Origin of the sequence: Mycobacterium sp. P7213 (genome assembly GCF_900604305.1) — a bacterium.
Lineage (GTDB): Bacteria > Actinomycetota > Actinomycetes > Mycobacteriales > Mycobacteriaceae > Mycobacterium.
This window is the reverse complement of the sequence record NZ_UWOA01000034.1, coordinates 1-23,838: the sequence shown is the minus strand read 5'-3', so window position 1 is coordinate 23,838 and position 23,838 is coordinate 1. Positions and strand designations below refer to the sequence as shown.

Here is a 23,838-nt window from a genome sequence, read left to right as displayed (position 1 = left end):
CTACCCGTTGGCCAGCCCTTCCCGGCCCATGTTGCGGACCCAGTCAGTGCGCAACTCCTGCGCGTAGCCGTCCTGGCGCATGCGCAGGTCGGCGTAGGCCAACATCTGCGCACAACGGACCACTCCGCACACGACCGGGGAGGCGATGACGGCCACCGCCCAGCTGACCTTGCATAGCATCACCACCGGTATCAGTCCGGTGATCCACACCAGATTGATGGCGAGAATCCTGCCGACGGCGTGTTTGCCCAGCTCGATCGAACGCCGGAACGAGTCGATCACCGCTCGCTGTTCGAGAACCAGGATGACCGGCGCCAAACTCAACAGGATCGAGATGATCGCCCATGCGATGGCGCACACCACCACGATGGGTAGCAATGCGGCGTAAAAACCCGTGAAAAACGCGCTGACCTGAACCAGCAGCCCCGCCGCCCCGATCAGGCAGTAGGCGATGATCAGCCGGCCTACCGCATACTTGCGTTCCGTCGCCCCCCAGAACACTTCATCGAATCGGATCCTCTCGCCGCGCACTGCTTTGTCGGCGGCCTGTGCACCCACGCTGATCAGCAGCCCATCGCCGGGAAAGAGCACCGCTCCAAACGCCGTGAGCGCCACCAGGATCAGCGCGATCGCGCCGGGCCGAAGATAACCGTCACCGGCCAGCAGCAGGTCCACGATCTGCGGCGACCCCATGACCTTTCCGGCGGCATACAGGATTACGGCGAGCGCCACCACGAACCCGGTGTGTATGACTGCCGGGACTCCGACCAGGGTCGGCCAGTTCCGCAGCACGATCTTGACCGCCCCGCGGTACAGCTCGGCAATGGTCATGGGACGAAACGGGATCGGCGGGTGGCGGTCGATGACACCGGGCCGGTTGCGCGGTAGCGCCCACCCTCGCCTCGCCAGGAATTCCTCGACGTCGGCGGGCCAGCAGGCCCGGCGCGTCCGGGTGTACCAACCCGCCCACCCGTAGCAGGCAGCCACACCCCAGCAGGGGACCCCCGGCCAGGTCAAGATCGCCAGCACGATCCACAGCCCGGCCAGCGCATGCATCGCGTGGTGGGGCCGCAGGTCGAATCGAACCCACCCAGGTTCGTTCGCCGAACCGCCACCCGTCGTTCGCACGTTGTTCACCAAAGCATGGCAACCGGCCAGACTCAAGTCGACCGACCGCTCGCGCGACATTCAGGCCTTGCGCAGCCCGCCGGCCAACGCGATACCCACCCCCACCAGCACCAATACCGCACCAGTGGCCAGGGTCAGGTTGAGCCAGAGGTGCAGGCTCCCTTCGGCCACATCGGCAAGGGCATCGGTGATCCGGCGAATGTCGCCGGTCGCCTGGCTGAGCACCTGGTTGAGGAGGCGTCGCGCCACTTCGACACCCGACCAGCCGACTGCGCCCACCAGCAGCGCCGAAACACCCAGGCTCGCCAAGGCCCGACCGCGGTGGCGTGCCGCGACCACCGTCAGAACCGCACACAACCCGGCCATGGCACCCAGTACAACGGTGAGCAACGGGCCCCACACCGCGAGCCGGTGCAGCCCGGCCGGGCGCATCACCTCGGTAGAGGTCGATGTCAACGGCACCGTCAACGAGGCCGGCAGCGTGACGGGGTAGTCGGCCAGCAGTTGGGCGAACGCGTCGCTGCGCAGCATCGGCATCACGTCGATCTCCCACGGGCCGGGGTCGCCGACGTTGAGCAACCAGGCATGCCCGTCCCGGTTGACCTGAACGAACTGAGCCGGAAACGCCGGCCCCGCAGTGTATTCGCGAGCCGCCGCGCGGGCCTCTGCGGGATCGATGGGCAAGCCGCTCCCCCGGATCAGCTGCACTGTCTGGGCGCTGAGTTCAGCCGCAACCGCATCTTGGAGGGCGGGTACGGCCGCGGCCCGGGCCGCCAGTCGAGCGTAACCGTCGGCATCGATGAGGTTGTACTGCGCCCACGCGGTCGGTAGCGCCACCGCAAGGGTTGCGGTGGCCAGCAACCAGAACAGCGCCGCCGAGAAGAGCCGCACTATTTCGCGGTACGGCGCGGACGGGCCAACACGATCCGGGTGAGCAACCGGTTGGTACGAGCCAGCGTGGCCAGCGAGTTGTGGTAGTAGTTACCACCCGCGCCGACGTTGGTGCGCGGCACAACGACGGTCTCCTGCCGGCAGAACTTGCGGATGCCGTCTTCGCCGCCGAAGCGCGCCCCGATACCCGAGGTCTTCCACCCGCCCATCGGTGCCGTTGTGCACATCAGGTTGGAGATCACGTCGTTGACGTTGACCGCGCCGCAGTCCAGCTGCAGCGCAATGTCCTTCGCCCGTGCGACGTCTTTGGAGAACACCGACGCGCTCAGCCCGTACGGGCTGTCGTTGGCGAGCCGGATCGCCTCCTGCACGCTTTTGACCTTCATGATCGGCAGGGTCGGTCCGAAGGTCTCTTCGGTCATGCAGGCCATCGAGTGGTCGACGTCGACCAGCACGGTGGGCGGGTAGAAGCTGCCGGGTCCGGTAGCGCGTTCCCCGCCGGTCAGCGCGCGCGCCCCGGCGGCCACGGCTTCCTTGACGTGCCGCTCGGTGACGGACAGTTGCTGGTCGCTGATCAGCGCCCCGAAGTGCTTGCCCTCGCCGGTGCCCACCTGCAGCGCCTCGACGTCGCGGACCACCGCGGCGACGAACTTGTCGTAGACGGGTTCGAGCACGTACACCCGCTCGACCGATACGCAGGTCTGGCCGGCGTTGAACATCGCGCCCCAGACCGCGGCGTGCGCAGCCAGGTCGATGTCGGCGTCCTCGCAAACGATCATCGGGTCTTTTCCGCCCAGCTCGAGGCTGACCGGCACCAGCCGGCCGCCGGCCCGCTCGGCGACCTTGCGCCCGGTGGCGGTGGAGCCGGTGAACTGCACGTAGTCGGAGTTGTCGATCACCGCTTCGGCGACCTCGCGCGCACCCTGCACCACCGCGAACACATCCGGCGCCCCGGAGGCCAGCCAGCCTTTGCGAAGCAGTTCGGCGGTCAGCGGGGTCTGCTCGGACGGCTTGAGCAGCACCGCGCACCCGGCCGCCAGCGCGCCGATCGCGTCCATCAAGGCGTTGGCCACCGGGTAGTTCCACGGCGCGATGACGCCGACTACGGGCCGGGGCCGGTAGTGGATGGTGATCTTTTTGACCTTGAGCACCGGGGTCGACGCCGGCCGGGTCTCGGGGGCCACCGCCTTCTCCATCACCATGATCACGTAGGACAGGATCATGATCAGCAGGGGGACTTCCTGGGCGGCGTCGGTGCCAGACTTGCCGGTCTCGGCGATCAGCAGCTTCTCGATCTCGTCCCGGTTGTCGCCGAGCCACAACGCGAAGCGGGCCAGCGCCTTGGCCCGGCCCTTGGCGCCGCGGTGCTCCCACTCGCGCTGTGCGGTGCGCAGCCCGGCGGCGATCGCTTCGACGTCAGCAGGGTTGGTCCACTGCACCTCGCCGGCAGCCTGCCCGGTAGCGGGGTTGGACACGGTTCCGGTGCCGGTGAAGGCGGCGACTGAGTTGGTGGCGGTCATGGCGCCATGCTAGTCCGAGTTGTGACCCGGATCGCACCGGGCCTCGACACGTGTCAAGTCTGATGAGCTTGTTCTTTTAAGCCCCGCAGGTACGCGGCCTGCCCCAGATGCTGAGCACAGTCATCGATGATGCTGACCAGCCGGACCCCCGCCGTCACCGGCGGATCCCAATGGGTGTCGACGACCCGAGCCAGCTCGTCTGCGGTGACGGTGTCGAGGTACCCCAGGGTCAACTGGTGCACCTCGCGGTAATAGCCGGCCAGCAGGTCTGCCGGGGCGTGGACCTTGGCGACCTCGGCGGGGCTGTGCCCGTAGCCACTGTCATCACGCGGCAGGTCCAGGCCGAACCGGTCCACCCAGCCGTCGCGGGTCCACACCTGCTCGACGCCGGCGACCTGGGCGATCTGAATGTCCTGCACCCGCGCGCTGTGCCAGAGCAGCCACGCGATGCTGTTGGCCTGCGCCGTGGGCCGATAGTCGGCCACCTCATCGGTGAGGCCGTCAGTGAGTTCGTCGGCGTGCTCGATCAGCCGGTGAATGCGTCGCGGAGCAGCACTTGCAGAGCGGCGGTTGTATCGTTCTCCGTCATACCGCCCGACGCTACGCCTGGTGGCAGACCGCCTCGACGTTGTTACCGTCCGGATCGCGGACGAAGGCGCCGAAATAGCCGGGGTGGTACTCGGGCCAGAGCCGCGGCGCATGCAGGGGTTCGGCACCCAATCGCACGGCGGTGTCGTAGAACGCCTGGACTTGGTCGCGGTCGGCGGCGCTGAATGCGAGGTGGACCTCGCGGTTGGGGCCGGAAGCGTCGCCCGCGTTGGCGTCGGCAATCCAGAAGTCGGGGGCGCAGTCGCCACTGCCGTAGCCGATGGCCACGCCGACATCCATCTTCCGGCTGTAGCCGAGCACGTCGAGCACCGCGTCGTAAAACTCCTGCGATCTGGCGTAGTCGCTGCAGTTGATGCCCACATGGTCGATCACGGAATACATCCTGGCATGTGGAACCGCCGGGTCGTAGATTAACTAGATGAGCCTCGACGTCGTGGTCCGCAACGGCACGATTGTCGATGGACTGGGCGGCCACCCCTACGTCGGCGACGTTGGGATTCGTGACGGCGTCATCACCGAGATCGGCGAGGTATCCGGGGACGCGCATCGCGTGATCGATGCGACCGGACTGCTGGTCACACCGGGTTTCGTCGACCTACATACGCACTACGACGGGCAGTCCATCTGGTCGGACCGACTCAATCCTTCCTCGGCACATGGCGTGACCACCGCGCTGATGGGCAACTGCGGGGTGGGCTTCGCACCGTGCCGGACCGAAGACCACGACGTGCTGGTGGATCTGATGGCCGGCGTCGAAGACATTCCCGGTGTGGTGATGACCGATGGGCTGCCGTGGACCTGGGAGACCTTCCCGCAGTTCATGGATGCCGTCGACAGGCGCCGTCGCGATATCGATGTCGCCGCTTTTCTGCCGCATTCACCGCTGCGGGTCTACGTGATGGGCCAGCGCGGCGTCGACCGCGAACCGGCTACGCCCGAAGATCTGGCGCAGATGCGCCGGCTGGCCCAAGAGGCCGCCGAGGCTGGCGCACTGGGTTTCTCGTCCTCACGGCTGATGACCCACCGCACTACGACCGGCACCCAGATCCCCAGTTACGACGCCTCCCACGCCGAGATCCTCGCGATCAGCCGCGGCCTGGCCGACGGCGGAGGCGGTTTGATCCAGTTCGTCCCGGATCTCCCCGAAGGCACCTACCAGCCTGTGCTGCAACAGGTTTTCGATGCGGCTACCGAAGCGGGCCTGCCCGTCACGTTCAGTTTGCTGATCGGCAACGCCGGCGCACCGCTCTGGCGCGATGCCATGGCCATGGTGGAGAAGGCCAATAGATCCGGCGCCGCAATCACCGCGCAGATATTCCCCCGCCCGATCGGGCTGATGGTCGGACTGGACCTGAGCATCCACCCCTTCGTGCTCTACCCCAGTTACCAGAAAATCGCTGATCTACCGCTGCCTGAGCGGGTTGCTGAGATGCGCAAACCCGAAGTACGGCAACAGATTCTGTCCGACCACCCCACGATCGTCCCGACCAATCCGCTGGCCTACTTGGCCCAATCCTGGGATTGGACGTTCCCGCTCGACGATGACCCGGACTACGAGCCAGATCCGTCGAAGAGCATTGCGGCACGAGCCAGAGCGCGCGGCGTCTCCCCGGCCGAGGAGGCATATGACCGGCTGCTCGACGACGACGGGCAGGCGATCCTGCTCGACGCGCTGGCCAATTTCGAAAATAACTCGCTGGACACCGTCAACGCCCTGATGCGCCGCGACGACGTCGTGCTGGGCCTGGGAGACGGCGGCGCGCACTACGGAATGATCTGCGACTCCAGTTTTCCCACCTATGTGCTGACCCATTGGGCCCGGGACCGCGCGACGGGCCGACTGAGCGTCGAAGCGGCGATCCGCGAACTGACGTCCACACCGGCAAGGATCGCCGGACTCGAGGACCGGGGCCGCATCGCGGTGGGCTACAAGGCCGATCTCAATGTCATCGACCACCAGAACCTGCGACTGCACAAGCCGGTGGTCACCTATGACCTCCCCGCCGGGGGACGTCGATTGGATCAGACCGCCGTCGGCTACGTCGCGACGATCGTCTCCGGCGAGATCATCGCCGAGAACGGCAAGCCCACCGCGGCCCGGCCCGGCAGGCTGGTGCGCGGTCGCCAGCCCGCGCCGTCCCAACCATCCGCGGAGCTCACTGGGCGTACCGTTTGACGGTGTGACCGAGCCTCCCGAGCCCAAATACACCCACGGCCACCACGAATCGGTATTGCGTGCCCACCGCTCCCGTACCGCACAGAACTCCGCGGCTTATCTGGTGGGATCGCTGGCGCCGGGCTTGCAGTTACTCGACGTCGGCTGCGGGCCGGGAACCATCACCGTGGACCTGGCCGCCCTCGTCGCACCGGGCCGAGTGACCGCCATTGAGCCGGTCCCCGAGGCACTGGATCTGGCCCGCGACTGCGCACGCGAGCGAGATCGGCACAATATCGACTTTGTGGTGGCCGACGTGCATGCATTGCAGTTCGGCGACAACAGTTTTGACGTGGTGCACGCCCATCAGGTGCTCCAGCACGTTGCCGACCCGGTGACCGCGTTGACCGAGATGCGCCGGGTGTGTAAGCCCGGCGGGGTGGTGGCCGTGCGCGACAGTGACTACGCGGCGTTCACCTGGTATCCGGCGTCGGCAGAGTTGGACGACTGGCTGCGTCTGTACCGTGACGCCGCGCGAGCCAACGGCGGCGAGCCCGACGCGGGCCGGCATCTGCTGGCCTGGGCGCACGCGGCCGGGTTCACCGACATCACCCCGACAACCAGCGCGACGTGTTACGGCACACCCGCCGAGCGGGAGCACTGGGGCGGCATGTGGGCCGACCGGATCCTGCAGTCGGCTATCGCCGAGCAACTGCTGGTCAGCGGTGCCGCCGATCAGGCCAAGCTGCAGGCGATTTCGCAGGCATGGCGGAGCTGGGCCGCTCACCCCGACGGCTGGCTGGCACTGCTGCACAGCCAGCTCCTGTGCCGGGTATGACGGCTTAGAGCAAGCGTTTCGGCGGGGTGGATTTAGCGACCAGTTCGGCGTCACTGGTGACCGCGTCGCCCAGCACCTCATCGATGCGGGCCAACAGCTCATCGGGGATCCGCACGCCGGACGCCTTGACGTTCTCGGTGACCTGTTCCGGGCGCGACGCCCCGACCAGCGCGGCGGCGACGTTGTCGTTCTGCAGCACCCAGGCGATCGCCAACTGCGCTGTCGTCAGCTCCAGCTCCGCGGCAATCGGCGTCAACTGCTGGACCCGGGTCAACACGTCGTCGGTCATGAAGCGTTTGATGAAGTTCGCGCCGCCCTTCTCGTCGGTGGCACGCGAGCCGGCCGGCGGCGGCTGACCGGGCAGGTACTTGCCGGACAGCACGCCCTGGGCCATCGGCGACCAGACGATCTGGCTCAAGCCCAGTTCCCGGCAGGCCGGGACCACCTCGGGCTCGATGATCCGCCACAGCATCGAATACTGCGGCTGGCTGGAGATCAGCGAGATGCCGAGCTGGCGGGCGAGCCCGTGGGCCTGGCGAATCTGGTCGGCGGTCCACTCGCTGACCCCGATGTAGAGCGCCTTGCCCGCCCGCACGATGTCGGCGAAGGCCTGCATGGTCTCCTCCAGCGGGGTGAACGAGTCATACCGGTGCGCTTGGTACAGGTCGACGTAGTCGGTGCCCAGCCGGCGCAGCGACCCGTCGATGGCCTCCATCATGTGCTTGCGGGACAGGCCGGTGTCGTTTTTGCCCAGTGGAGCTTGGCCGACCGGCCAGTAGACCTTGCTGAAGATCTCCAGCGATTCCCGCCGCCGTCCCTTCAGCGCGGCGCCCAGCACCTCCTCGGCTCGCCCGTTCGCGTAGACATCGGCGGTGTCGAAGGTGGTGATGCCGGCATCCAGCGCGGCGTGAACGCACGCGGTGGCGACGTCGTTCTCGACCTGCGAACCGTGGGTGAGCCAGTTGCCGTAGGTGATCTCGGAGATCTGCAGGCCGGAGTTGCCCAGGTAGCGAAATTCCATAGGAACCATCTTGGCCCACGACACTGGGACGTGTCTCGTGCGGCGATCACTATCCTGGACGCCATGGCCCGTCCCGTCGACCTCGCACGCCTGGCCGAGCTGCTGCGTGATTATCGGTTCGCATTTTTGGTCACCGTCGGTGATGACTACCGCGTCCGCACCACCGCGATCACCCCCACCTTCGAGGGCACCCGGCTGAACATCGGGCCGGTGGGGTCGCACGGCCGGGCGAACCTGTCGAGCCGCACCGCCGTCAGCCTGGTCTGGCCCGCCCGCGACGTCGGCGAATACTCGTTGCTCGTCGACGGCCAGGCCGAACTTCCCGAGGATCCGGCCGCCCCGGTGCTGGTGACGCCGACCAAAGCCCTGCTGCACCGGCCGGTGTTCGAACCCGGAACCCAGCAGGCGATCGGCACCGCCCATGACTGCGTGCAACTCAAGGCAGATTGACAGCCTGGGGGTTTAGGCTCGAATTCATGAGCGCTACCGTGGATTTCGATCGACTCGCCGAGAAGCTCGCGGGCCGCGACTACGCCTACCTGATCACCGTCGATGCCGAGAATCGTCCGCACCCGGTGCCGGTGATGCCGGTACTGCGGGGCGACACCGTGCACATCGGTGCGCTGGGCGGGCGGCGCAGCCGGGCGAACCTGGCGCGCACCGCGGATGTGACCGTGATGTGGCCACCGCCGGTTCCGGGCGGCTACACCGTCATCGTCGACGGCACCGCCCAGGTGTCCGATGCCGGTGAGCTGGCCAGCGTGACGATCTCGCCCAGCCGTGCCGTCCTGATCCGAGTCGCCACGCCCGAATCACCGGGCGAGACACCCTGTTACAGCGATTGCGTCGACCTTAAAGTCAGTCCGCGGGGAGCCTGAGCGGTCGTCCGGCCACCATCAGCACGACCTCGTCGGAGGCCGCGGCGATCCGCGCGTTGAGCACTCCCAGCAGGTCGCGGAACAGCCGACCCGACGCGGTGGCCGGCACTACCCCGCTGCCCACCTCGTTGCTCACCGCCACCACCGGCGCCGGGCAGGCCTGCCAGGCCGCCACCAGCTCGTCCATATCGGCGTGCACACCGTCCAGCGCGCCGCCGTCCCACACGTGGTGCAGGTCCATCCTCGCGGTGAGCCAGGTGCCCAGGCAGTCCAGCAGCACCGCGTTGGGGGCCGACCGCAGTTCCTCGGCGACGTCCGTGGTCTCGACGGTGCGCCAGCAACCGGGCCGCCGCGACCGGTGTAGCCGCACCCGCTCGGCCCATTCCGGGTCACCTTCGCGCACACCGCCGGTGGCCAGGTAGGTCACCGCCGGCTCGTCGGCCAGCAGCGCCTCGGCGTGCGCCGACTTGCCGGAGCGTGCTCCGCCCAGCACCAGCGTGCGGGTGCTGCGACCGCCTGCTGCGCCCACTCGCACCACCTCACCGTCACGCCCCGGCCGGGCGCCTGAATCTGACAGTACGGCAGTCAATTCCGGCTCGGAAGGATTGTGGTGGCTCAGGTGTACCGCGACGACATCGGTGCTGTCGGTGACGGCCCCCGACCGGCGCAGCCGCGAGATGGTCGCAGCGAACGCCGACAGGTCGTGGTGCTCGGTGCCGTGTCCGGTGTAGGTCCCGAACGTCTCCTCCAAAAACACCGCGTCGTAGCCGGCCTCGGCCACCGCAGTGTGCGTCCCCTCGGGCAGCGGCCCGGTATCGGTGGCCCAGAAGATCCGGCCGCCAACCGATTCCAGGTCATAGAGCACTGCGTCGCTGCCGATGTCGGCGCCGTGGGCGGCAGCCAGAACTCGCACGTCGTAGTCGCCGAGCCGGATCCGGTCACCGGGCTGCACGGTGATGAATCGCACCGGATCGTCGGGCCCCACCCAGTGCTCGCATTGCTGCAGGGCGCTGGGTGGGCCGACCACGTCCAGTGGTTCGACGGCCCCGGTCCAGTGCCTCATCAGCAGGGCAGCCGGGCCGACGTGGTCCGGGTGGCCGTGGGTGAAAAGGATGTGGCGGACCTTCGCCAGTGAGCGCCGCAGGCGCAGCGCGGCACGCGGCGCTTCCGGGCCGCAGTCCAGCAGCAGCACGTCATCGATCAGTGCGGCGGTCTGGCCGCGCACGTGTGCCGCCGTCGCGCAGGAGGCGCAGCGGCAGAACGGGTTGGGCCAGCCGTCGGCGCTGCCGGTGCCCAGCAGCAGGACTTCCATGGCACCTCCCGCCGTTGACTTCGCGCCCAGAGCGCGCCCCACTGGCGCTTTCCCGCCGTAGCAGCAGAGTCAACGTAAACGACGAAGGCCCGGCCCCCGAAGGGAGGCCGGGCCTCTCGTGCAACCAGACTTAGAAGTCCATGCCGCCCATGCCACCGGTCGGGTCGCCCGCGGGTGCGGCCGCCTTCTCCGGCTTGTCGGCGACAACGGCCTCGGTGGTCAGGAACAGGGCCGCGATGGAAGCCGCGTTCTGCAGCGCCGAGCGGGTCACCTTCACCGGGTCGGCAACGCCGGCCTTGAGCAGGTCCTCGTACTCGCCAGAGGCGGCGTTGAGGCCGGTGCCCGACGGCGAGTTGGTGACCTTCTCGGCGACAACGCCGGGCTCCAGGCCCGCGTTGAAGGCGATCTGCTTCAGCGGAGCCGACAGCGCGACACGCACGATGTTGGCACCGGTCGCCTCGTCACCGTCGAGCTTGAGCTCGTCGAGCGACGGAGCGGCCTGCAGCAGGGCCACGCCACCACCGGCGACGATGCCCTCCTCCACGGCGGCCTTGGCGTTACGCACAGCGTCCTCGATGCGGTGCTTGCGCTCCTTGAGCTCCACCTCGGTGGCGGCCCCGGCCTTGATCACCGCAACACCGCCGGCCAACTTGGCCAGGCGCTCCTGCAGCTTCTCGCGGTCGTAGTCGGAGTCGCTGTTCTCGATCTCGGCGCGGATCTGGGCCACCCGGCCGGCGATGGCGTCGGAGTCACCCGAGCCCTCGACGATGGTGGTCTCGTCCTTGGTGATGACGACCTTGCGGGCGGTGCCCAGCAGGGCGATGTCGGCGGTCTCCAGCGACAGGCCGACCTCTTCGCTGATGACCTGGCCACCGGTGAGGATCGCCATGTCCTGCAGCATCGCCTTGCGGCGGTCACCGAAGCCCGGGGCCTTGACGGCAACGGACTTGAAGGTGCCGCGGATCTTGTTGACCACCAGGGTGGACAGGGCCTCGCCCTCGACGTCCTCGGCGATGATCAGCAACGGCTTGCCGGACTGGATGACCTTCTCCAGCAAGGGCAGCAGGTCCTTGACGGTCGAGATCTTGGAGCTGACCAGCAGGATGTAGGGGTCCTCCAGGACGGCTTCCTGACGCTCGGCGTCGGTGACGAAGTAGCCCGAGATGTAGCCCTTGTCGAAGCGCATACCCTCGGTGAGCTCGAGCTGCAGGCCGAAGGTGTTGGACTCCTCGACGGTGATGACACCCTCGTTGCCGACCTTGTCCATGGCCTCGGCGATCAGGTCACCGATGGTCTGGTCGCCCGCGGAGATGCCGGCCGTGGCCGCGATCTGCTCCTTGGTCTCGACCTCTTTGGCCGTTGCGAGCAGACCTTCGGTGATCTTCTCGACGGCCTTCTCGATGCCGCGCTTCAGACCCAGCGGGTTGGCGCCGGCGGCCACGTTGCGCAGGCCTTCCTTAACCAGGGCCTGGGCCAGCACGGTGGCGGTGGTGGTGCCGTCACCCGCGACGTCGTCGGTCTTCTTGGCGACCTCTTTGACGAGCTCGGCGCCGATCTTCTCGTAGGGGTCCTCCAGCTCGATCTCCTTGGCGATGGACACACCATCGTTGGTGATCGTGGGGGCGCCCCACTTCTTCTCCAGGACGACGTTGCGGCCCTTGGGGCCCAGCGTCACCTTGACCGCGTCGGCGAGGGCGTTCAGGCCCCGCTCGAGGCCCCGACGGGCCTCTTCGTCATACGCAATTTGCTTAGCCATTGCGAAGTGATTCCTCCGGTTAGGGGGTGCACGTCTTGTCGGTCGGGTGCAGTGCCCGCGACGGACGGCTGTGGGTGTGCTCCGCAGGTGCGGCCCCGTGCCTCACCGTCCCGACCTAGCACTCACCGGTCGCGAGTGCCAACGTCATTTTTAGCACTCGCCTATGGAGAGTGCAAGGTTGCTAGAGATCGAGCAGCTGCTCATAGAAGCCGCCGAAGCCGCGGGCCCGGTTCACCAGGTGCACCTCCAGGATCCAGTGGCAGACCCGGCCGGTGGGGTCGGTCCGGCGCATCGGCTCGTCGGATCCGGGCGCGACGTAGAACCGCGCGTCGTCACCGGAGATCTTCTTGTGCGGAAACTCCCCGAGCAGGTGCCCGGCGATGGGGGCGCCGAACTCGAAGCCCTCGTCCTGGGCCAGGCCGACGACGTGTTCGAACAGCTGCGCGCCCGTGATGTCGGCGTGCGCGTCGAAGAAGGCGCGACCCGCGCTCCACACCCGTGGCAGCGCGTCACGCAGCGCGAGCTTGTCCGGATCCTCACCGAGCACGAAGGTGCGACCGAAGTCGGCCTCCCACTCTTCGAAGATCGGCCCCAGATCCAGGTAGGCGATGTCGTCGTCGGCCATGACGCGGTCGGGCGGGTCGGCGTGAAACGGCAGCAGGCTGTTCTCCCCGGCCCGCACCACCCGCCGATGCCAGTGCCGCGTCACCCCGAACATGTCCGCGGCCAGGTCGCGGATCTCATCGGAGAGCTGCCGCTCGCCGACTCCGGGGCGGACCATGCCGCGGCGCTCGATCACGTCGAACAGTTCGACGGCCTTGTCCTGCGCGTCGCGGAGCCGCTCGACACGGACGGATTCCGGCTCGCGCGGGGTGGACACGCCAGCGATCCTATCGGCTTGCCCTAGACTGCATCTCGATCAGATAGGAGACCGGGTGCGGGCTGAAGCAGCGCCCAGCACCCGGGCTTTGCGGGGCTGGCAACGCCGGGCTCTGGTGCGCTATCTGACCGCCAAGCCGCGAGATTTCCTGATGGTGGCCACCCCCGGCGCCGGTAAGACGACGTTCGCGCTGCGGATCGTCGCCGAGCTGCTCGCCGACCGCACCGTCGAGCGGATCACCATCGTGGTGCCCACCGAACATCTCAAGGTGCAGTGGGCATCGGCCGCCGCTTCCCACGGCATCGCACTGGATCCACGGTTCTCCAACTCCGACTCGCAGACCAGCTCCGAGTACCACGGCGTGGTCGTCACCTACGCACAGGTCGCCAGCCACCCCACCCGGCACCGGGTGCGTACCGAGGCCGCGAAAACCCTGGTGATCTTCGACGAGATCCACCACGGCGGCGACGCCAAAAGCTGGGGCGACGGCATCCGCGAGGCGTTCGACGATGCCACCCGCCGGCTGGCGCTGACCGGAACGCCCTTCCGCAGCGACGACAGCCCCATTCCCTTCGTCAGCTACGAGCCCGACGGCGCCGGCCACCTACGCTCGGTGGCCGACGACAGCTACGGCTACACCGACGCGCTGGCCGACGGCGTGGTGCGCCCGGTGGTGTTCATGGCCTATTCGGGTGAGGCCCGCTGGCGCGACAGCGCCGGTGAGGAGCACGCGGCCCGACTCGGCGAGCCGCTGACCGCCGAGCACACCGCCCGAGCGTGGCGAACCGCGCTGGACCCGGCCGGGGAATGGATGCCGGCGGTGATCACCGCCGCGCACACCCGGCTGCGCCAGCTGCGCGAGGGCGGCATGGCCGATGCCGGCGGCATGATCATCGCCACCGATCAGAAGGCCGCGCGCGCCTATGCGGTGCTGCTGAAACGGCACACCGGCGAGGAACCCACCGTGGTGCTCTCCGACGATCCCAGCGCGTCGGACAAGATCGCACAGTTCTCCGCGGCCACCAGCTCGTGGCTGGTGGCGGTGCGGATGGTCTCCGAGGGCGTCGACGTGCCGCGGCTGGCCGTCGGGGTCTACGCCACCAGTGCCGCCACCCCGTTGTTCTTCGCGCAGGCGATCGGCCGGTTCGTGCGGTCACGGCGGCCCGGCGAGACCGCCAGCATCTTCTTGCCGTCGGTGCCGTCGCTGCTGGGCCTGGCCAGCGAGATGGAGCAGCAGCGCAACCACGTGTTGGGCAAGCCGCATCGGGAATCCGAACGCGACGAGTTCGAGGACGCGCAGCGCCGGCGCGACGAACCCTCCGAGATGGACAACAAGTTCGAGTCGTTGGGTGCCGACGCCGAGCTGGACCAGGTGATCTTCGACGGCGCCTCGTTCGGCACCGCGACCCCGGCCGGCAGCGAGGAGGAGGCCGACTACCTTGGCATCCCCGGGCTGCTGGACGCCAACCAGATGCGCGACCTGCTGCGGCAGCGCCAGGAAGAGCAGTTGGACCGCCGGTCGAAAGTGGCCGCCGCTGGTGGGGCTCCGGCGCCGACGACCACGCACGGCCAACTGCGGGCACTGCGTCACGAGCTCAACGCGCTGGTGTCGGCGGCCCACCATCGGCTCGGCAAGCCGCACGGCTGGATCCACAACGAGCTGCGCCGGCGCTGCGGCGGTCCCCCGGTGGCGGCCGCGACGTCGGATCAGCTGCGGGCGCGGATCGTGGCGATTCGGCAGCTCCATCGCGAGTCATAGCCCGCGACGGGTGGGGTAGCCGGCGCCGGAGATTCAGCGAGTCCAGGCGCTGTGCGCAACCCAGGGCGATGCCTGCGCGGCCACCGACCACGCCCACTCCTGCGGCACGTCGATCACCCGATAGGCCTTGACGCCCGCGGCGGTGGCCGCGATCAGGGTGGCTACTCCGGCGCGGCGCTGAAACCAGCTCTGATGCACCGTCCAGCCGACAATGCCCGCGGTTTCGATGCAGTAGCGGCGCTGCTCCCAACTGCCGGTGCGCGCCGAGAGCCAGTGCGCGTCGACGCGATGCCCCAAGGCGCGCACTCGGTCGACGGCCAGCAATGCGGCGCCCAGCGTCATCGCCCCCCAGGCCGGCCAGCACCACTGGGGCAGCGCAATGAACGCCGTCGCAATCCCCAGCCCGGCCCCGGCGGCCACCGGCAACAGCAGCGCCCGCGTCCAGCGCCGGCGAGTCGCCGCCGCGCCGTGCTTGCGCAACGGGCCGGTGACCACGAGTGGGTCGGCGACCAACCCGGTCAGGACCTCTTCGGCGGTAACCCGCGGGCAGGGCGGCAGCAGGATCGACGACTCGCCTTCCCCGTTGACCCCGGTCATCGCCGCATCCAGCCGCGCGCCGCCGAACAGACGCACCAGCAGGGGGCGCCGCAGCGTTCCACCGCGCAACCGGCGCATGTCGTAGCTGTGTTCGCGCACCCGCAGCAGGCCATAGCTCAGCGCCAAGATGTCCCCGCCGGCGCCGGAACTACGGGACAACACCAGGCCTCCGTAGGTCACCAGCGAGCGCAGCACCGCCAACAGCATGGAGACCACCACCAGCAGGGCGGCGATCAGCGTCAGGCTCTGCTGGACGCCGAACTGTTCAGCAGCCTGAAGCCAGGACCGGCTCACCGGCGAATCCTCCAGCGCCGCCCAGACTCCGCTCTGATAGAGCGCACCCACCGCGGCCCCGACCATCACCAGCCCGGACAGACTCAGCGGGCTGTAGCGCAACCACGACGGCCGCCACCGCGCCAGCACCGTCGCCGGGGCCCGCACCGATGCGGTCGCCGTTTCGCCGGTTTGCCCGGTGTGGGACAGCAACGTCGCGCGCAGCCGGGGAACCTCGCTGCTCTCGACCGCGTTCAGTTCGAAGGCGCCGTCCGCGGCGGCATGCTGACCCGTACTGACCCGCAACACCGTCAGGCCCAGCATGCGGTGCAACAGCCGGGCGTCGGTCTCCACCGAGCGAATCCGGTTGCGGGGCACCGAAAGCACCTTGCGGCGCAACAGACCGGAGCGCAGCTCGACCCGGCCGGCGTCGGGGTCGGGTTCGATGCGGTAGGTGGTGGTGAACCACCGCGTCACGCCCACCACGGCGATCACCGACACCACCGCCAGCACCCAGGGGCGGTTGTCGGTCGCTGAGCCGAACACCACCACCGCGATCAGCAGGGGCAGTTCGCGCAGCACTTCGTGCAGCGGATGCACCAGCAGCATCCGCGGGCTCAGCCGTTGCCATTGTCCAGCGCGCTGTGTGCTGTTCATCAGCCTTCTCCGTGCCTGGGCAAAATGCGCCTGCGCGACGGCATCTCGCCGCGCCTTGCATGGAACCGTATCCGCACGCGTTGCCCAGTGACCGCCAGGCGGGGCGAATCGCTAGGAGAGCTCGCCGTCGTCGGCGGTGTCGCCTTCTGCCAAGTGGTGCAGGACTCGTTCGTTGAGGGCGGCGAGCATGTCGAGTTCCGCCGCGGTGAACAGGTCGACGAAGTTGCGGCGCACATCCTCCACGTGTCCGGGCGCCGCTTTCTCGATGGCGTCGCGGCCGGCCGGCAACAGGCAGACCATGGTGCTGCGAGCGTCGTCCGGGTTGGGTTCCCGGCTGATCAGCCCGTCTTTCTGCATGCGACGCACCTGATGGGAGAGGCGACTCTTCTCCCAGCTCAGTGCTTTACACAGTGCGTGGGCAGGCATGCGGTCCTCGTCGAGAGCCGAAAGCACCGCCAGAACTTCGTAGTCGGCCCCGGACAGGCCTGACTTCTGCAGGCGCCGGTTGAGGTGGGCCTCGATCTGTTGGTGCGCGTGCACGAAGGCCCGCCAGGCGCGGTCTTCGCGCGGGTTCAGCCAGTTCGGTTCCATCGGCCTCCACACCTCCTCAATTTGTTGACGCATCATCCAAACCAGCCTAAGGTTGAATAGTCAACCTTTTGAGCCTCAGTATAGACGGGACACCTCATGAGCAGCATCAGCATCATCGGCACCGGAAACATGGCCCGTGCCATCGGCACGCTGGCGGTAGCGGGCGGCAACACCGTCGAGATCATCGGCCGTGACCAGACCAAAGCCGCCGACCTGGCCCGGACTCTCGGCGGCGGCACCACGACCGGAGACTTCGGCGCCGTACCGGCCGGTGACATCGTCATCGTGGCCCTGTTGTACGCCCACGTCGTCCCGGTCGTCACCCAGTACGGAGATGCCCTCGCAGGCAAGGTCATCGTCGACATCAGCAACCCCTTCAACCCCGCGGCGGACGGGTTGGCCATCCCCGAGGGCACCTCGGTCGCGGAAGATGTGGCCAAGGCCGCCCCGGCCAGTGCCAGCGTGGTGAAGGCGTTCAACACCATCTTCGGTGTGGTGCTGGCCCAGGGCCGGCCGCTCGACGTCTTCCTCGCGGGCGACGACACGCGCGCCAAGGCGGCCGTGGCGGAGTTCATCGCCAGCCTCAAGCTGCGCCCGCTGGACGTCGGCGGGTTGAACATGGCGCACTGGCTGGAAGGAACGGGCCTGGTCATGATGGGCCTCGCCCGTCACGGAGTGGGCAACTTCGACTTCGCCCTCGGCGCCACCGCTGCCGCCTGAGCCCAGCGCCACTCGTCCACGCGAGGATTGCGCCGGGTGATCCGCGCCCCCGCAATGGTTGATGGATCACCGAAAGGAATCGCGATGAAACTTGGTTTTGCACTTCCCATCGTCGGGCCCGCTATCAGCAGCGCCGCTGGTCTGAGTGCGTTCTGCCGCGGACTCGAGGACCTTGGCTACGACACGCTGTGGGTCGGCGATCGCCTAGTCACCCCGGTCGCTATGCAGAGCACCTATCCCGGTAAAGAGCAGCCGTACCCACCGCAGATGACCCGCTACCTCGATCCGGTGCTGCTGTGGACCGTCGCCGCTACGGCGACCAGTCGGATCCGGCTGAACGCCAGCACGCTCAGCACGTTCTACTACGAGCCGCCACACCTGGCCCGGCTGCTGACCACGCTGGACGTGCTCAGCGAAGGCCGCCTTGACGTGGGCGTGGGCATCGGGTGGATGAAGGACGAACACGACATCGCCCGCAGTGCGAACTGGCGCCGCCGCGGGCAGATGCTCGATGACCTGCTGGCGTTCCTGCACCGGTGGTGGACCACCACCCCGGTGTCGTGGGACAGCGAGTTCTTCTCGCTGCCGCCGGTCCATGCCGACCTGCGCCCGGTGCAAGTCGGCGGTCCGCCCATCTGGATCGGAGGGGCCAGCGAGGCCGCGATGCGACGCGTCGGCCGCAGCGGGACCGGCTGGCTCGGGGTCGAAGGACTACAAGACGAGGTCACCGACCACCTGTGGTCGATTGCGCGCCGTGCGGCCAAGGAAGCCGGCCGCGATCCGGACGCGCTGAAGACGGCCATGCGGATCAACCTCGAACCGGGCACGTCGGTTGAGACTGTTGCCGGCAAGCTCGAGCGCCTCGCCGGGTCCGGCGCTGACGAGGCGATCGTGGATGCCTTCGCCATGTTCCCCACCCTTGACCAGATGCTTGAGTTCGCCGGCCAGGTGATCGCCCGATGGCGTGCTGGTCTGACCGCTTGATCGTCGTAGCTACCCCGGATGCGTAGCCGACTACTTACGTGGCGTCCTCGGCACCCAGCGCAGCGATGTCGGTCAGTTGCGCCACGATCCGGTCGGCCACGGCGGCATCCAGCGCCACGATGTGCACCGCGCCCGCCGACGACGCGGTGGTCACCCGCACATTGGCCAGCCCCAGCAGACGGTCCAGCGGACCCCGGTAGGTGTCGACGGTCTGCACCCGCGAGATCGGCGCGATCCGGCGCTCCTGCACCAACCACCCGGTGCGGGTGTAGACCGCCTGGTCACTGACGTCCCACCGGTGCACTTGGTAGCGCCACAGCGGGGCGATCACCGCCGAGACCAGAAACCCCACGGCGGTGACCCCGATAGCGGCGCCGTGCAGCCAGGCCAGCCGCTCGTCGGCTATCGCCCAACCCACCTGCAGCAGCGCCAGAAACAGCCAGGGCACCGCGCCGACCAGCGCCCAGACCAACGGCGCTCGGGAGCTGGGCGGATTGGTGGGATCGACCAGGCTGATCTCCGGAGACCCGTCTGCGTGCTGCGCCATGTAGGAGAGGATGTCAGGACGCAGGCTGCGCCGCACCGTCGACCGTACGACCGGCGAAATTCCACCCGGCGCACGATGCGTCACCTGAGTATCGTTGTCGCATGAGTAGCCGGGACCGATGGGCTGCGGAAGATGTGCCGGATCAAACCGGCCGTGTCGCGGTAATTACCGGCTCCAACACGGGAATCGGCTATCACACCGCGGAGATACTCGCCGGGCACGGCGCGCTGGTGGTGCTGGCGGTGCGCGACCTCGAGAAGGGCAGCGCGGCGGCGAAACGGATCCGCAACGCGCACCCGCAGGCAAGCGTCGAGGTCCAAGAACTCGATCTCAGTTCGCTGGCGTCGGTCCGCGAAGCCGCCGAGGCCTTGGGCACCGCCCACCCCCGCATCGATCTGCTGATCAACAACGCCGGCGTCATGTACACGCCCAAACAGCGCACCGTCGACGGCTTCGAGCTGCAGTTCGGCGTCAACCATCTGGGGCACTTCGCCCTGACCGGCCTGTTGCTGCCGCGGATGCTGCGGGTGAAGGGGTCCCGCGTGGTGACCGTCAGCAGTATGGCGCACCGGATCATGGCCGCGATCCCCTTCGACGACCTGCAGTGGGAGCACGGCTACAACCGGATCGCCGCCTACGGGCAGTCCAAGCTGGCCAATCTGATGTTCACCTACGAACTGCAGCGCCGCCTGGGCGCCAAACGCCGCTCGACCATCGCCGTCGCCGCGCACCCCGGCACCGCCAACACCGAACTGACCCGGCACCTGCCGCCGTTGCTACGTCCCGCGGACCGCTTACTGACGCCCCTGGTCGTGCAAAGCGCCGCGATAGGCGCGCTGCCCACGCTGCGTGCCGCCACCGACCCCGGGGTGACCGGCGGACAGTACTTCGGTCCGAGCGGCATCGGTGAACAGCGCGGATATCCCAAGCTGGTGGACGCCAGCAAGCAGGCGCACGACGTCGAGTTGCAGCAGCGGTTGTGGGCGGTGTCGCAGGAGCTGACAGGAATCACCTTCCCGGTCTGAGTCAGACTGTCGGGATGCGATCCGTCGAAGAGCACCAGCGGGCCGTCACCGACCTGATCCAGGCCCGACCACCGGTCACGGTCGCACTGGCCGACGCCGAAGGACTGGTACTGGCCGCGGACGTGATCGCACCGATCCCGCTGCCGGTCTTCGACAACTCCGGGATGGACGGCTACGCCGTGCTCGCCGACGACATCGCCACGGCGACACCTGAAACGCCGGTGAGATTGCCCGTCACCGAGGACATTCCGGCCGGACGCACCGATATCCCCACGATCACCCCGGGAACCGCGCACCGCATCATGACCGGGGCACCGATCCCCTGCGGCGCCGACGGGGTGATCCCGGTCGAGGCCACCGACGGCGGCACCGACGTGGTCCAGATCAACGCCGCCACCGCCAAGGGCCGCCACATCCGCCGGGCCGGCGGCGATGTCGCCGAGGGCGCCACCGTGCTCTGGGCGGGCCAACTCGTCAGTGCTCCGGCGGCCGGCCTGGCCTCGGCGCTGGGTCTGGCCGAGTTGACGGTGCGGCCCCGGCAGCGAGTGCTGGTGATCTCCACCGGTTCTGAACTGATCGAACCCGGCACGCCGCTGGAGCCCGGTCAGATCTATGAATCCAACGGGGTGATGCTGGCGGCCGCGGTACGTGACGCCGGCGCCGAGGTGGTGGCCGCCGTGACGGTCGCCGACGACACCGCAGCGTTCACCGAAGTCCTCGACCGCTACGGCGTACGTGACGGGGCGGTGGATCTGGTGATCACCAGCGGCGGGGTCAGCGCGGGAGCCTACGAGGTGGTCAAGGACGTCTTCGGGCGCGACGGCGATCAGGGCGTGCACTTCGTCAAGGTGGCGATGCAGCCCGGGATGCCGCAGGGCATCGGCCGCGTCGGCGCCGCGGCCATCATCACGCTGCCGGGCAACCCGGTCAGCGCCCAGGTGTCCTTCGAGGTCTTCGTCCGGCCCGCGCTGCGCCGGGCGATGGACCTGCCCAAGCCGGATCGCCCGCGCCGCACCGCGGTACTGAGCGAGAAGCTGGTCTCGCCAGCCGGCAAGCGGCAGTTCCGGCGCGGGCTGCTCGACTACGAAACCGGGACCGTCACCAACTACGGGCCGCCGGCCTCGCACCATCTGCGCTACCTGGCGTCGGCCAACTGCCTCCTGGACATCGCTGACGAGGTGACCGAGCTGCCGGTGGGCACCGAGGTGGAAGTCTGGGACCTGACCGGCTGATGCCCGGCAGGAGAGCCGACGCTGGGACCGCCGCATAGATCCCGGCGGTTCAGCGAGGCTCGACGAAGGAGAGCCGACGCTGGGACCGCCGCAGAGATCCCGGCGGTTCAGCGAGGCTCGACGAAGGAGAGCCGAAGCTGGGACCGCCGCATAGATCCCGCAGCTTCTAAGATGTCCCAATGGCCAGACGCCCCCGCGCAGCAGATGATCCCGGCGGTCTTCGGCACCTGATCGAGCTGGTGCGCTCGACGGTGCCGCCGATGCACAGCGCCGGGCTGCCGTTCATCGGCAGTGCGCTGGGTGTGGCGCTGCTGGGGCGCAACCAGCGGTGGCTGCGCGGCGCCGGGTTGCTGGCCGCAGGAGCCTGCGCCGGGTTCTTCCGGCATCCGCATCGGGTGCCACCGACTCGCCCCGGTGTGGTGGTGGCCCCGGCCGACGGCATGGTCTGCCTGGTCGACTCGGCACCCCCGCCACCGGAGCTGGATCTGCCGGACACCCCGCTGCCGCGGGTCAGCATCTTCATGTCGGTCTTCGACGCCCATGTGCAACGGGCTCCGATCGGCGGTGAGGTCATCGAGGTGGTGCACCGGGCCGGCCGGTTCGGGTCCGCGGACCGCCCAGAAGCCGCCGAGGACAACGAGCGCAACAGCGTGCGGATCCGTACCGCCGAAGGTGCCGAGGTGATCGCCGTGCAGGTCGCCGGGCTGGTCGCCCGGCGCATTCTGTGCAACGCCCGGCCCGGTGACCATCTGGCGATCGGCGATACCTACGGCCTGATCCGCTTCGGCTCGCGACTCGACGTCTACCTGCCGGTCGGAACGCGACCGCTGGTCGGCGTCGGCCAGCGCATGGTCGCCGGCGAGACCGTCCTAGCCGACCTGTCATGACGACTCCCGCCCAGCAGGCCCGCAGCCGGGGCACGGTGGGTCTGCACATCCTGCCCAGCTCCATGACGGTGCTGGCGATCTGCGCCGGCCTGACCTCGATCAAGTACGCGCTGGACGGCCAACCGCATCTCGCGATGGCGCTGATCGCCGCCGCCGCCATCCTCGACGGTCTGGACGGCCGGGTGGCACGCATCCTGGACGCCGAGTCGCGGATGGGTGCCGAGATCGACTCCCTTGCTGACGCCGTCGATTTCGGGGTGGCGCCCGCGGTGGTGATCTATGTGACGCTGCTGTCGACACAGCCGGCGGGCTGGATCGTGGTGCTGCTGTATGCGGTGTGCGTGGTGCTGCGGCTGGCCCGGTTCAACACGCTGCTCGACGACGCCACCCTGCCGGCCTACACCCGGGAGTTCTTCGTCGGGATGCCCGCACCGGCCGGTGCCATCACCCTGATGGGCCTGCTGGCCGCCAAGCTGCAGTTCGGCGACGGCTGGTGGACGTCACAGTGGTTCACCTGCATCTGGGTGGTGGGCACCTCGATGCTGCTGGTCAGCCGAATCCCGATGCGCAAGATGCACGCCGTGTCGGTGCCGCCGCACCTGGCCGCGGTCCTGCTGGCGGTGCTGGCGCTGGTGGCCGCGGCGGCTTTCCTGTTCCCCTACGTGCTGGTGCTGGTGCTGATCGGGCTGTACCTGTGCACCATCCCATTCTCGGTCCGCAGTCAGCGCTGGGTCGCCGCACACCCGGAGGCCTGGGAGGACGCGCCCCGGGAGCGCAGGGCCGCGCGGCGGGCGATTCGCCGGGCACAGCCGGGCCGTCGCCCGGGGGTGCGGCGCGGCATCCGTCGACCCAGTGGGCAGTCGATGGCCCGGTTGCGGCTACGCAAGCCTGGCCGGTAGCGCCGGCGACTAGCGGGCGCAGTAGCCCTGTGTCGCCGAGGACAACGCCCGCCGGTAGAACTCGTCGAGCCGTCGTGCGTCGCTGACGGTTCGGGTTGCCTCGTCGAGTTGGCCGGCGCAATCGGGTGAGTGCAGCAGCTCCCATCGGCGGCCGATCTGGGCCAGCATGATCTGGTTGAAGCCGTCGATGCGTGCCCGTGAGGCCGCCAGCTCGGGAGCGGTGGACGGGGCCTCCGCCGGGTCCAGCTTCCACTGGGCGAACCGGTAGTGCTCGGCGGCCTCGGTCGCGGCGATCTGGTCGGCGAAGATCCGCCGCACATAGTCGGGGTCGAGGTCTTTCCCGGCGGCCTCGGTCGCCAGCTTCACCAGTTGCTGGTCGACCCGGGCCGGGTCCTCGATGGCACCGCCGGTCTGCCATTTGATCGCCGCCACGTCGTCGGCGACCTGGAGCCGCTGGGCCGCCGCGTCCACCAGGTCGGACAACGGGGACGCACCCTCGGCCCGGGCCGGAGGGGCCAGCAGCAGGACCGCGCAGAGCACCACCGTCAGAGTGTGTGACCGCATAGGCTCTATTTAAGCGCGTGGCAAAACCACACTGCGGCTGTCGAGCGTTTGACGGCACCACCTAGTTAGGTGCCGGTGGTGCTTGGGGTTGGAAGGGTTGGTACCACCACCATTG

The 23,838-nt window shown here is 68.5% G+C and carries 23 protein-coding genes and 1 pseudogene; 11 read left to right on the top strand and 13 right to left on the bottom strand.

Features of this window, described 5'->3' with window-relative positions:
• From EJK91_RS14210 to EJK91_RS14190, 5 genes and pseudogenes are all read right to left on the bottom strand, one after another.
• Nucleotides 1–1,137, bottom strand: coding sequence for a hypothetical protein (locus EJK91_RS14210; RefSeq protein ID WP_125079252.1), 1,137 nt, complete (start codon nt 1,135–1,137; stop codon nt 1–3).
• 51 nt (nt 1,138–1,188) lie between these two features.
• Nucleotides 1,189–2,019 carry a hypothetical protein gene (locus EJK91_RS14205; RefSeq protein WP_024440085.1) on the bottom strand — a complete coding sequence of 277 codons (831 nt, stop codon included), beginning with the start codon at nt 2,017–2,019 and terminating at the stop codon, nt 1,189–1,191.
• Nucleotides 2,019–3,539: an aldehyde dehydrogenase family protein gene (locus EJK91_RS14200; protein WP_125079251.1), complete on the bottom strand. Its 1,521-nt coding sequence runs from the start codon at nt 3,537–3,539 to the stop codon at nt 2,019–2,021. The genes EJK91_RS14205 and EJK91_RS14200 overlap by 1 nt, the downstream gene beginning before the upstream one ends.
• Before the next feature lie 53 nt (nt 3,540–3,592).
• A pseudogene (locus tag EJK91_RS14195) lies at nt 3,593–4,128 on the bottom strand (mycothiol transferase).
• Nucleotides 4,129–4,139: 11 nt separating this feature from the next.
• A complete protein-coding gene (locus tag EJK91_RS14190) occupies nt 4,140–4,520 on the bottom strand; it encodes a VOC family protein (protein WP_024440088.1) in 381 nt (126 codons plus the stop codon).
• A 46-nt stretch (nt 4,521–4,566) separates the two neighbouring features.
• Between EJK91_RS14190 and EJK91_RS14185 the strand changes: the two genes are divergently transcribed.
• A complete protein-coding gene (locus EJK91_RS14185; RefSeq protein WP_125079250.1) occupies nt 4,567–6,324 on the top strand; it encodes an N-acyl-D-amino-acid deacylase family protein in 1,758 nt (585 codons plus the stop codon).
• Nucleotides 6,325–6,328: 4 nt separating this feature from the next.
• Nucleotides 6,329–7,141: a class I SAM-dependent methyltransferase gene (locus EJK91_RS14180; protein WP_125079249.1), complete on the top strand. Its 813-nt coding sequence runs from the start codon at nt 6,329–6,331 to the stop codon at nt 7,139–7,141.
• Between the two features lie 4 nt (nt 7,142–7,145).
• Here the strand turns inward: EJK91_RS14180 and EJK91_RS14175 are convergent, their stop codons facing one another.
• Nucleotides 7,146–8,162, bottom strand: coding sequence for an aldo/keto reductase family protein (locus EJK91_RS14175; RefSeq protein ID WP_125079248.1), 1,017 nt, complete (start codon nt 8,160–8,162; stop codon nt 7,146–7,148).
• A 63-nt stretch (nt 8,163–8,225) separates the two neighbouring features.
• Here EJK91_RS14175 and EJK91_RS14170 point away from each other — a divergent pair, with 63 nt between their 5' ends.
• A complete protein-coding gene (locus tag EJK91_RS14170; protein WP_125079247.1) occupies nt 8,226–8,612 on the top strand; it encodes a hypothetical protein in 387 nt (128 codons plus the stop codon).
• Nucleotides 8,613–8,638: 26 nt separating this feature from the next.
• Nucleotides 8,639–9,040: a pyridoxamine 5'-phosphate oxidase family protein gene (locus EJK91_RS14165; protein ID WP_125079246.1), complete on the top strand. Its 402-nt coding sequence runs from the start codon at nt 8,639–8,641 to the stop codon at nt 9,038–9,040.
• Here the strand turns inward: EJK91_RS14165 and cobU are convergent.
• From cobU to EJK91_RS14150, 3 genes are all read right to left on the bottom strand, one after another.
• Nucleotides 9,021–10,352, bottom strand: a complete 1,332-nt coding sequence (gene cobU / locus EJK91_RS14160) for a bifunctional adenosylcobinamide kinase/adenosylcobinamide-phosphate guanylyltransferase (RefSeq protein ID WP_125079245.1) — start codon at nt 10,350–10,352, stop codon at nt 9,021–9,023. The two genes, EJK91_RS14165 and cobU, sit on opposite strands and share 20 nt — an antisense overlap.
• A 130-nt stretch (nt 10,353–10,482) precedes the next feature.
• Nucleotides 10,483–12,108 (bottom strand): chaperonin GroEL, encoded by a 1,626-nt coding sequence (gene groL, locus EJK91_RS14155; protein ID WP_046301139.1) that lies wholly within the window; start codon nt 12,106–12,108, stop codon nt 10,483–10,485.
• 181 nt (nt 12,109–12,289) lie between these two features.
• Complete coding sequence (locus tag EJK91_RS14150; protein WP_024440096.1) at nt 12,290–12,988, bottom strand: M24 family metallopeptidase; 699 nt, start codon at nt 12,986–12,988, stop codon at nt 12,290–12,292.
• Between the two features lie 55 nt (nt 12,989–13,043).
• Between EJK91_RS14150 and EJK91_RS14145 the strand changes: the two genes are divergently transcribed.
• On the top strand, nt 13,044–14,747 hold the full coding sequence (locus tag EJK91_RS14145) for a DEAD/DEAH box helicase (protein ID WP_046301138.1): 1,704 nt from the start codon (nt 13,044–13,046) through the stop codon (nt 14,745–14,747).
• A gap of 33 nt (nt 14,748–14,780) precedes the next feature.
• Here EJK91_RS14145 and EJK91_RS14140 read toward each other — a convergent pair whose 3' ends face one another.
• Complete coding sequence (locus EJK91_RS14140; RefSeq protein WP_125079244.1) at nt 14,781–16,274, bottom strand: PH domain-containing protein; 1,494 nt, start codon at nt 16,272–16,274, stop codon at nt 14,781–14,783.
• A gap of 111 nt (nt 16,275–16,385) precedes the next feature.
• Nucleotides 16,386–16,865, bottom strand: coding sequence for a MarR family transcriptional regulator (locus EJK91_RS14135; RefSeq protein WP_046301136.1), 480 nt, complete (start codon nt 16,863–16,865; stop codon nt 16,386–16,388).
• A gap of 96 nt (nt 16,866–16,961) precedes the next feature.
• Between EJK91_RS14135 and EJK91_RS14130 the strand changes: the two genes are divergently transcribed.
• Nucleotides 16,962–17,585: an NADPH-dependent F420 reductase gene (locus EJK91_RS14130; protein WP_046301135.1), complete on the top strand. Its 624-nt coding sequence runs from the start codon at nt 16,962–16,964 to the stop codon at nt 17,583–17,585.
• An 84-nt stretch (nt 17,586–17,669) separates the two neighbouring features.
• Entirely contained in the window at nt 17,670–18,569 is a 900-nt protein-coding gene (locus EJK91_RS14125) for a TIGR03619 family F420-dependent LLM class oxidoreductase (RefSeq protein WP_024440101.1), read from the top strand.
• Between the two features lie 34 nt (nt 18,570–18,603).
• Here the strand turns inward: EJK91_RS14125 and EJK91_RS14120 are convergent, their stop codons facing one another.
• On the bottom strand, nt 18,604–19,116 hold the full coding sequence (locus tag EJK91_RS14120) for a PH domain-containing protein (RefSeq protein ID WP_125079243.1): 513 nt from the start codon (nt 19,114–19,116) through the stop codon (nt 18,604–18,606).
• Nucleotides 19,117–19,217: 101 nt separating this feature from the next.
• On the opposite strand from EJK91_RS14120, the gene EJK91_RS14115 reads away from it, so the two are divergent.
• The 4 genes from EJK91_RS14115 (at nt 19,218) to pssA (ending at nt 23,159) form a co-directional block, all read left to right on the top strand.
• Nucleotides 19,218–20,141: an SDR family NAD(P)-dependent oxidoreductase gene (locus EJK91_RS14115; protein WP_125079242.1), complete on the top strand. Its 924-nt coding sequence runs from the start codon at nt 19,218–19,220 to the stop codon at nt 20,139–20,141.
• 14 nt (nt 20,142–20,155) lie between these two features.
• Nucleotides 20,156–21,373: a molybdopterin molybdotransferase MoeA gene (gene moeA, locus EJK91_RS14110; RefSeq protein WP_125079241.1), complete on the top strand. Its 1,218-nt coding sequence runs from the start codon at nt 20,156–20,158 to the stop codon at nt 21,371–21,373.
• A 179-nt stretch (nt 21,374–21,552) separates the two neighbouring features.
• Nucleotides 21,553–22,260: a phosphatidylserine decarboxylase gene (locus EJK91_RS14100; protein WP_024440105.1), complete on the top strand. Its 708-nt coding sequence runs from the start codon at nt 21,553–21,555 to the stop codon at nt 22,258–22,260.
• Nucleotides 22,257–23,159: a CDP-diacylglycerol--serine O-phosphatidyltransferase gene (gene pssA / locus EJK91_RS14095; RefSeq protein ID WP_024440106.1), complete on the top strand. Its 903-nt coding sequence runs from the start codon at nt 22,257–22,259 to the stop codon at nt 23,157–23,159. The genes EJK91_RS14100 and pssA overlap by 4 nt, the downstream gene beginning before the upstream one ends.
• Nucleotides 23,160–23,168: 9 nt before the next feature.
• Here the strand turns inward: pssA and EJK91_RS14090 are convergent, their stop codons facing one another.
• Nucleotides 23,169–23,723 carry a chorismate mutase gene (locus EJK91_RS14090; protein ID WP_125079240.1) on the bottom strand — a complete coding sequence of 185 codons (555 nt, stop codon included), beginning with the start codon at nt 23,721–23,723 and terminating at the stop codon, nt 23,169–23,171.
• Nucleotides 23,724–23,838: the final 115 nt, after the last annotated feature.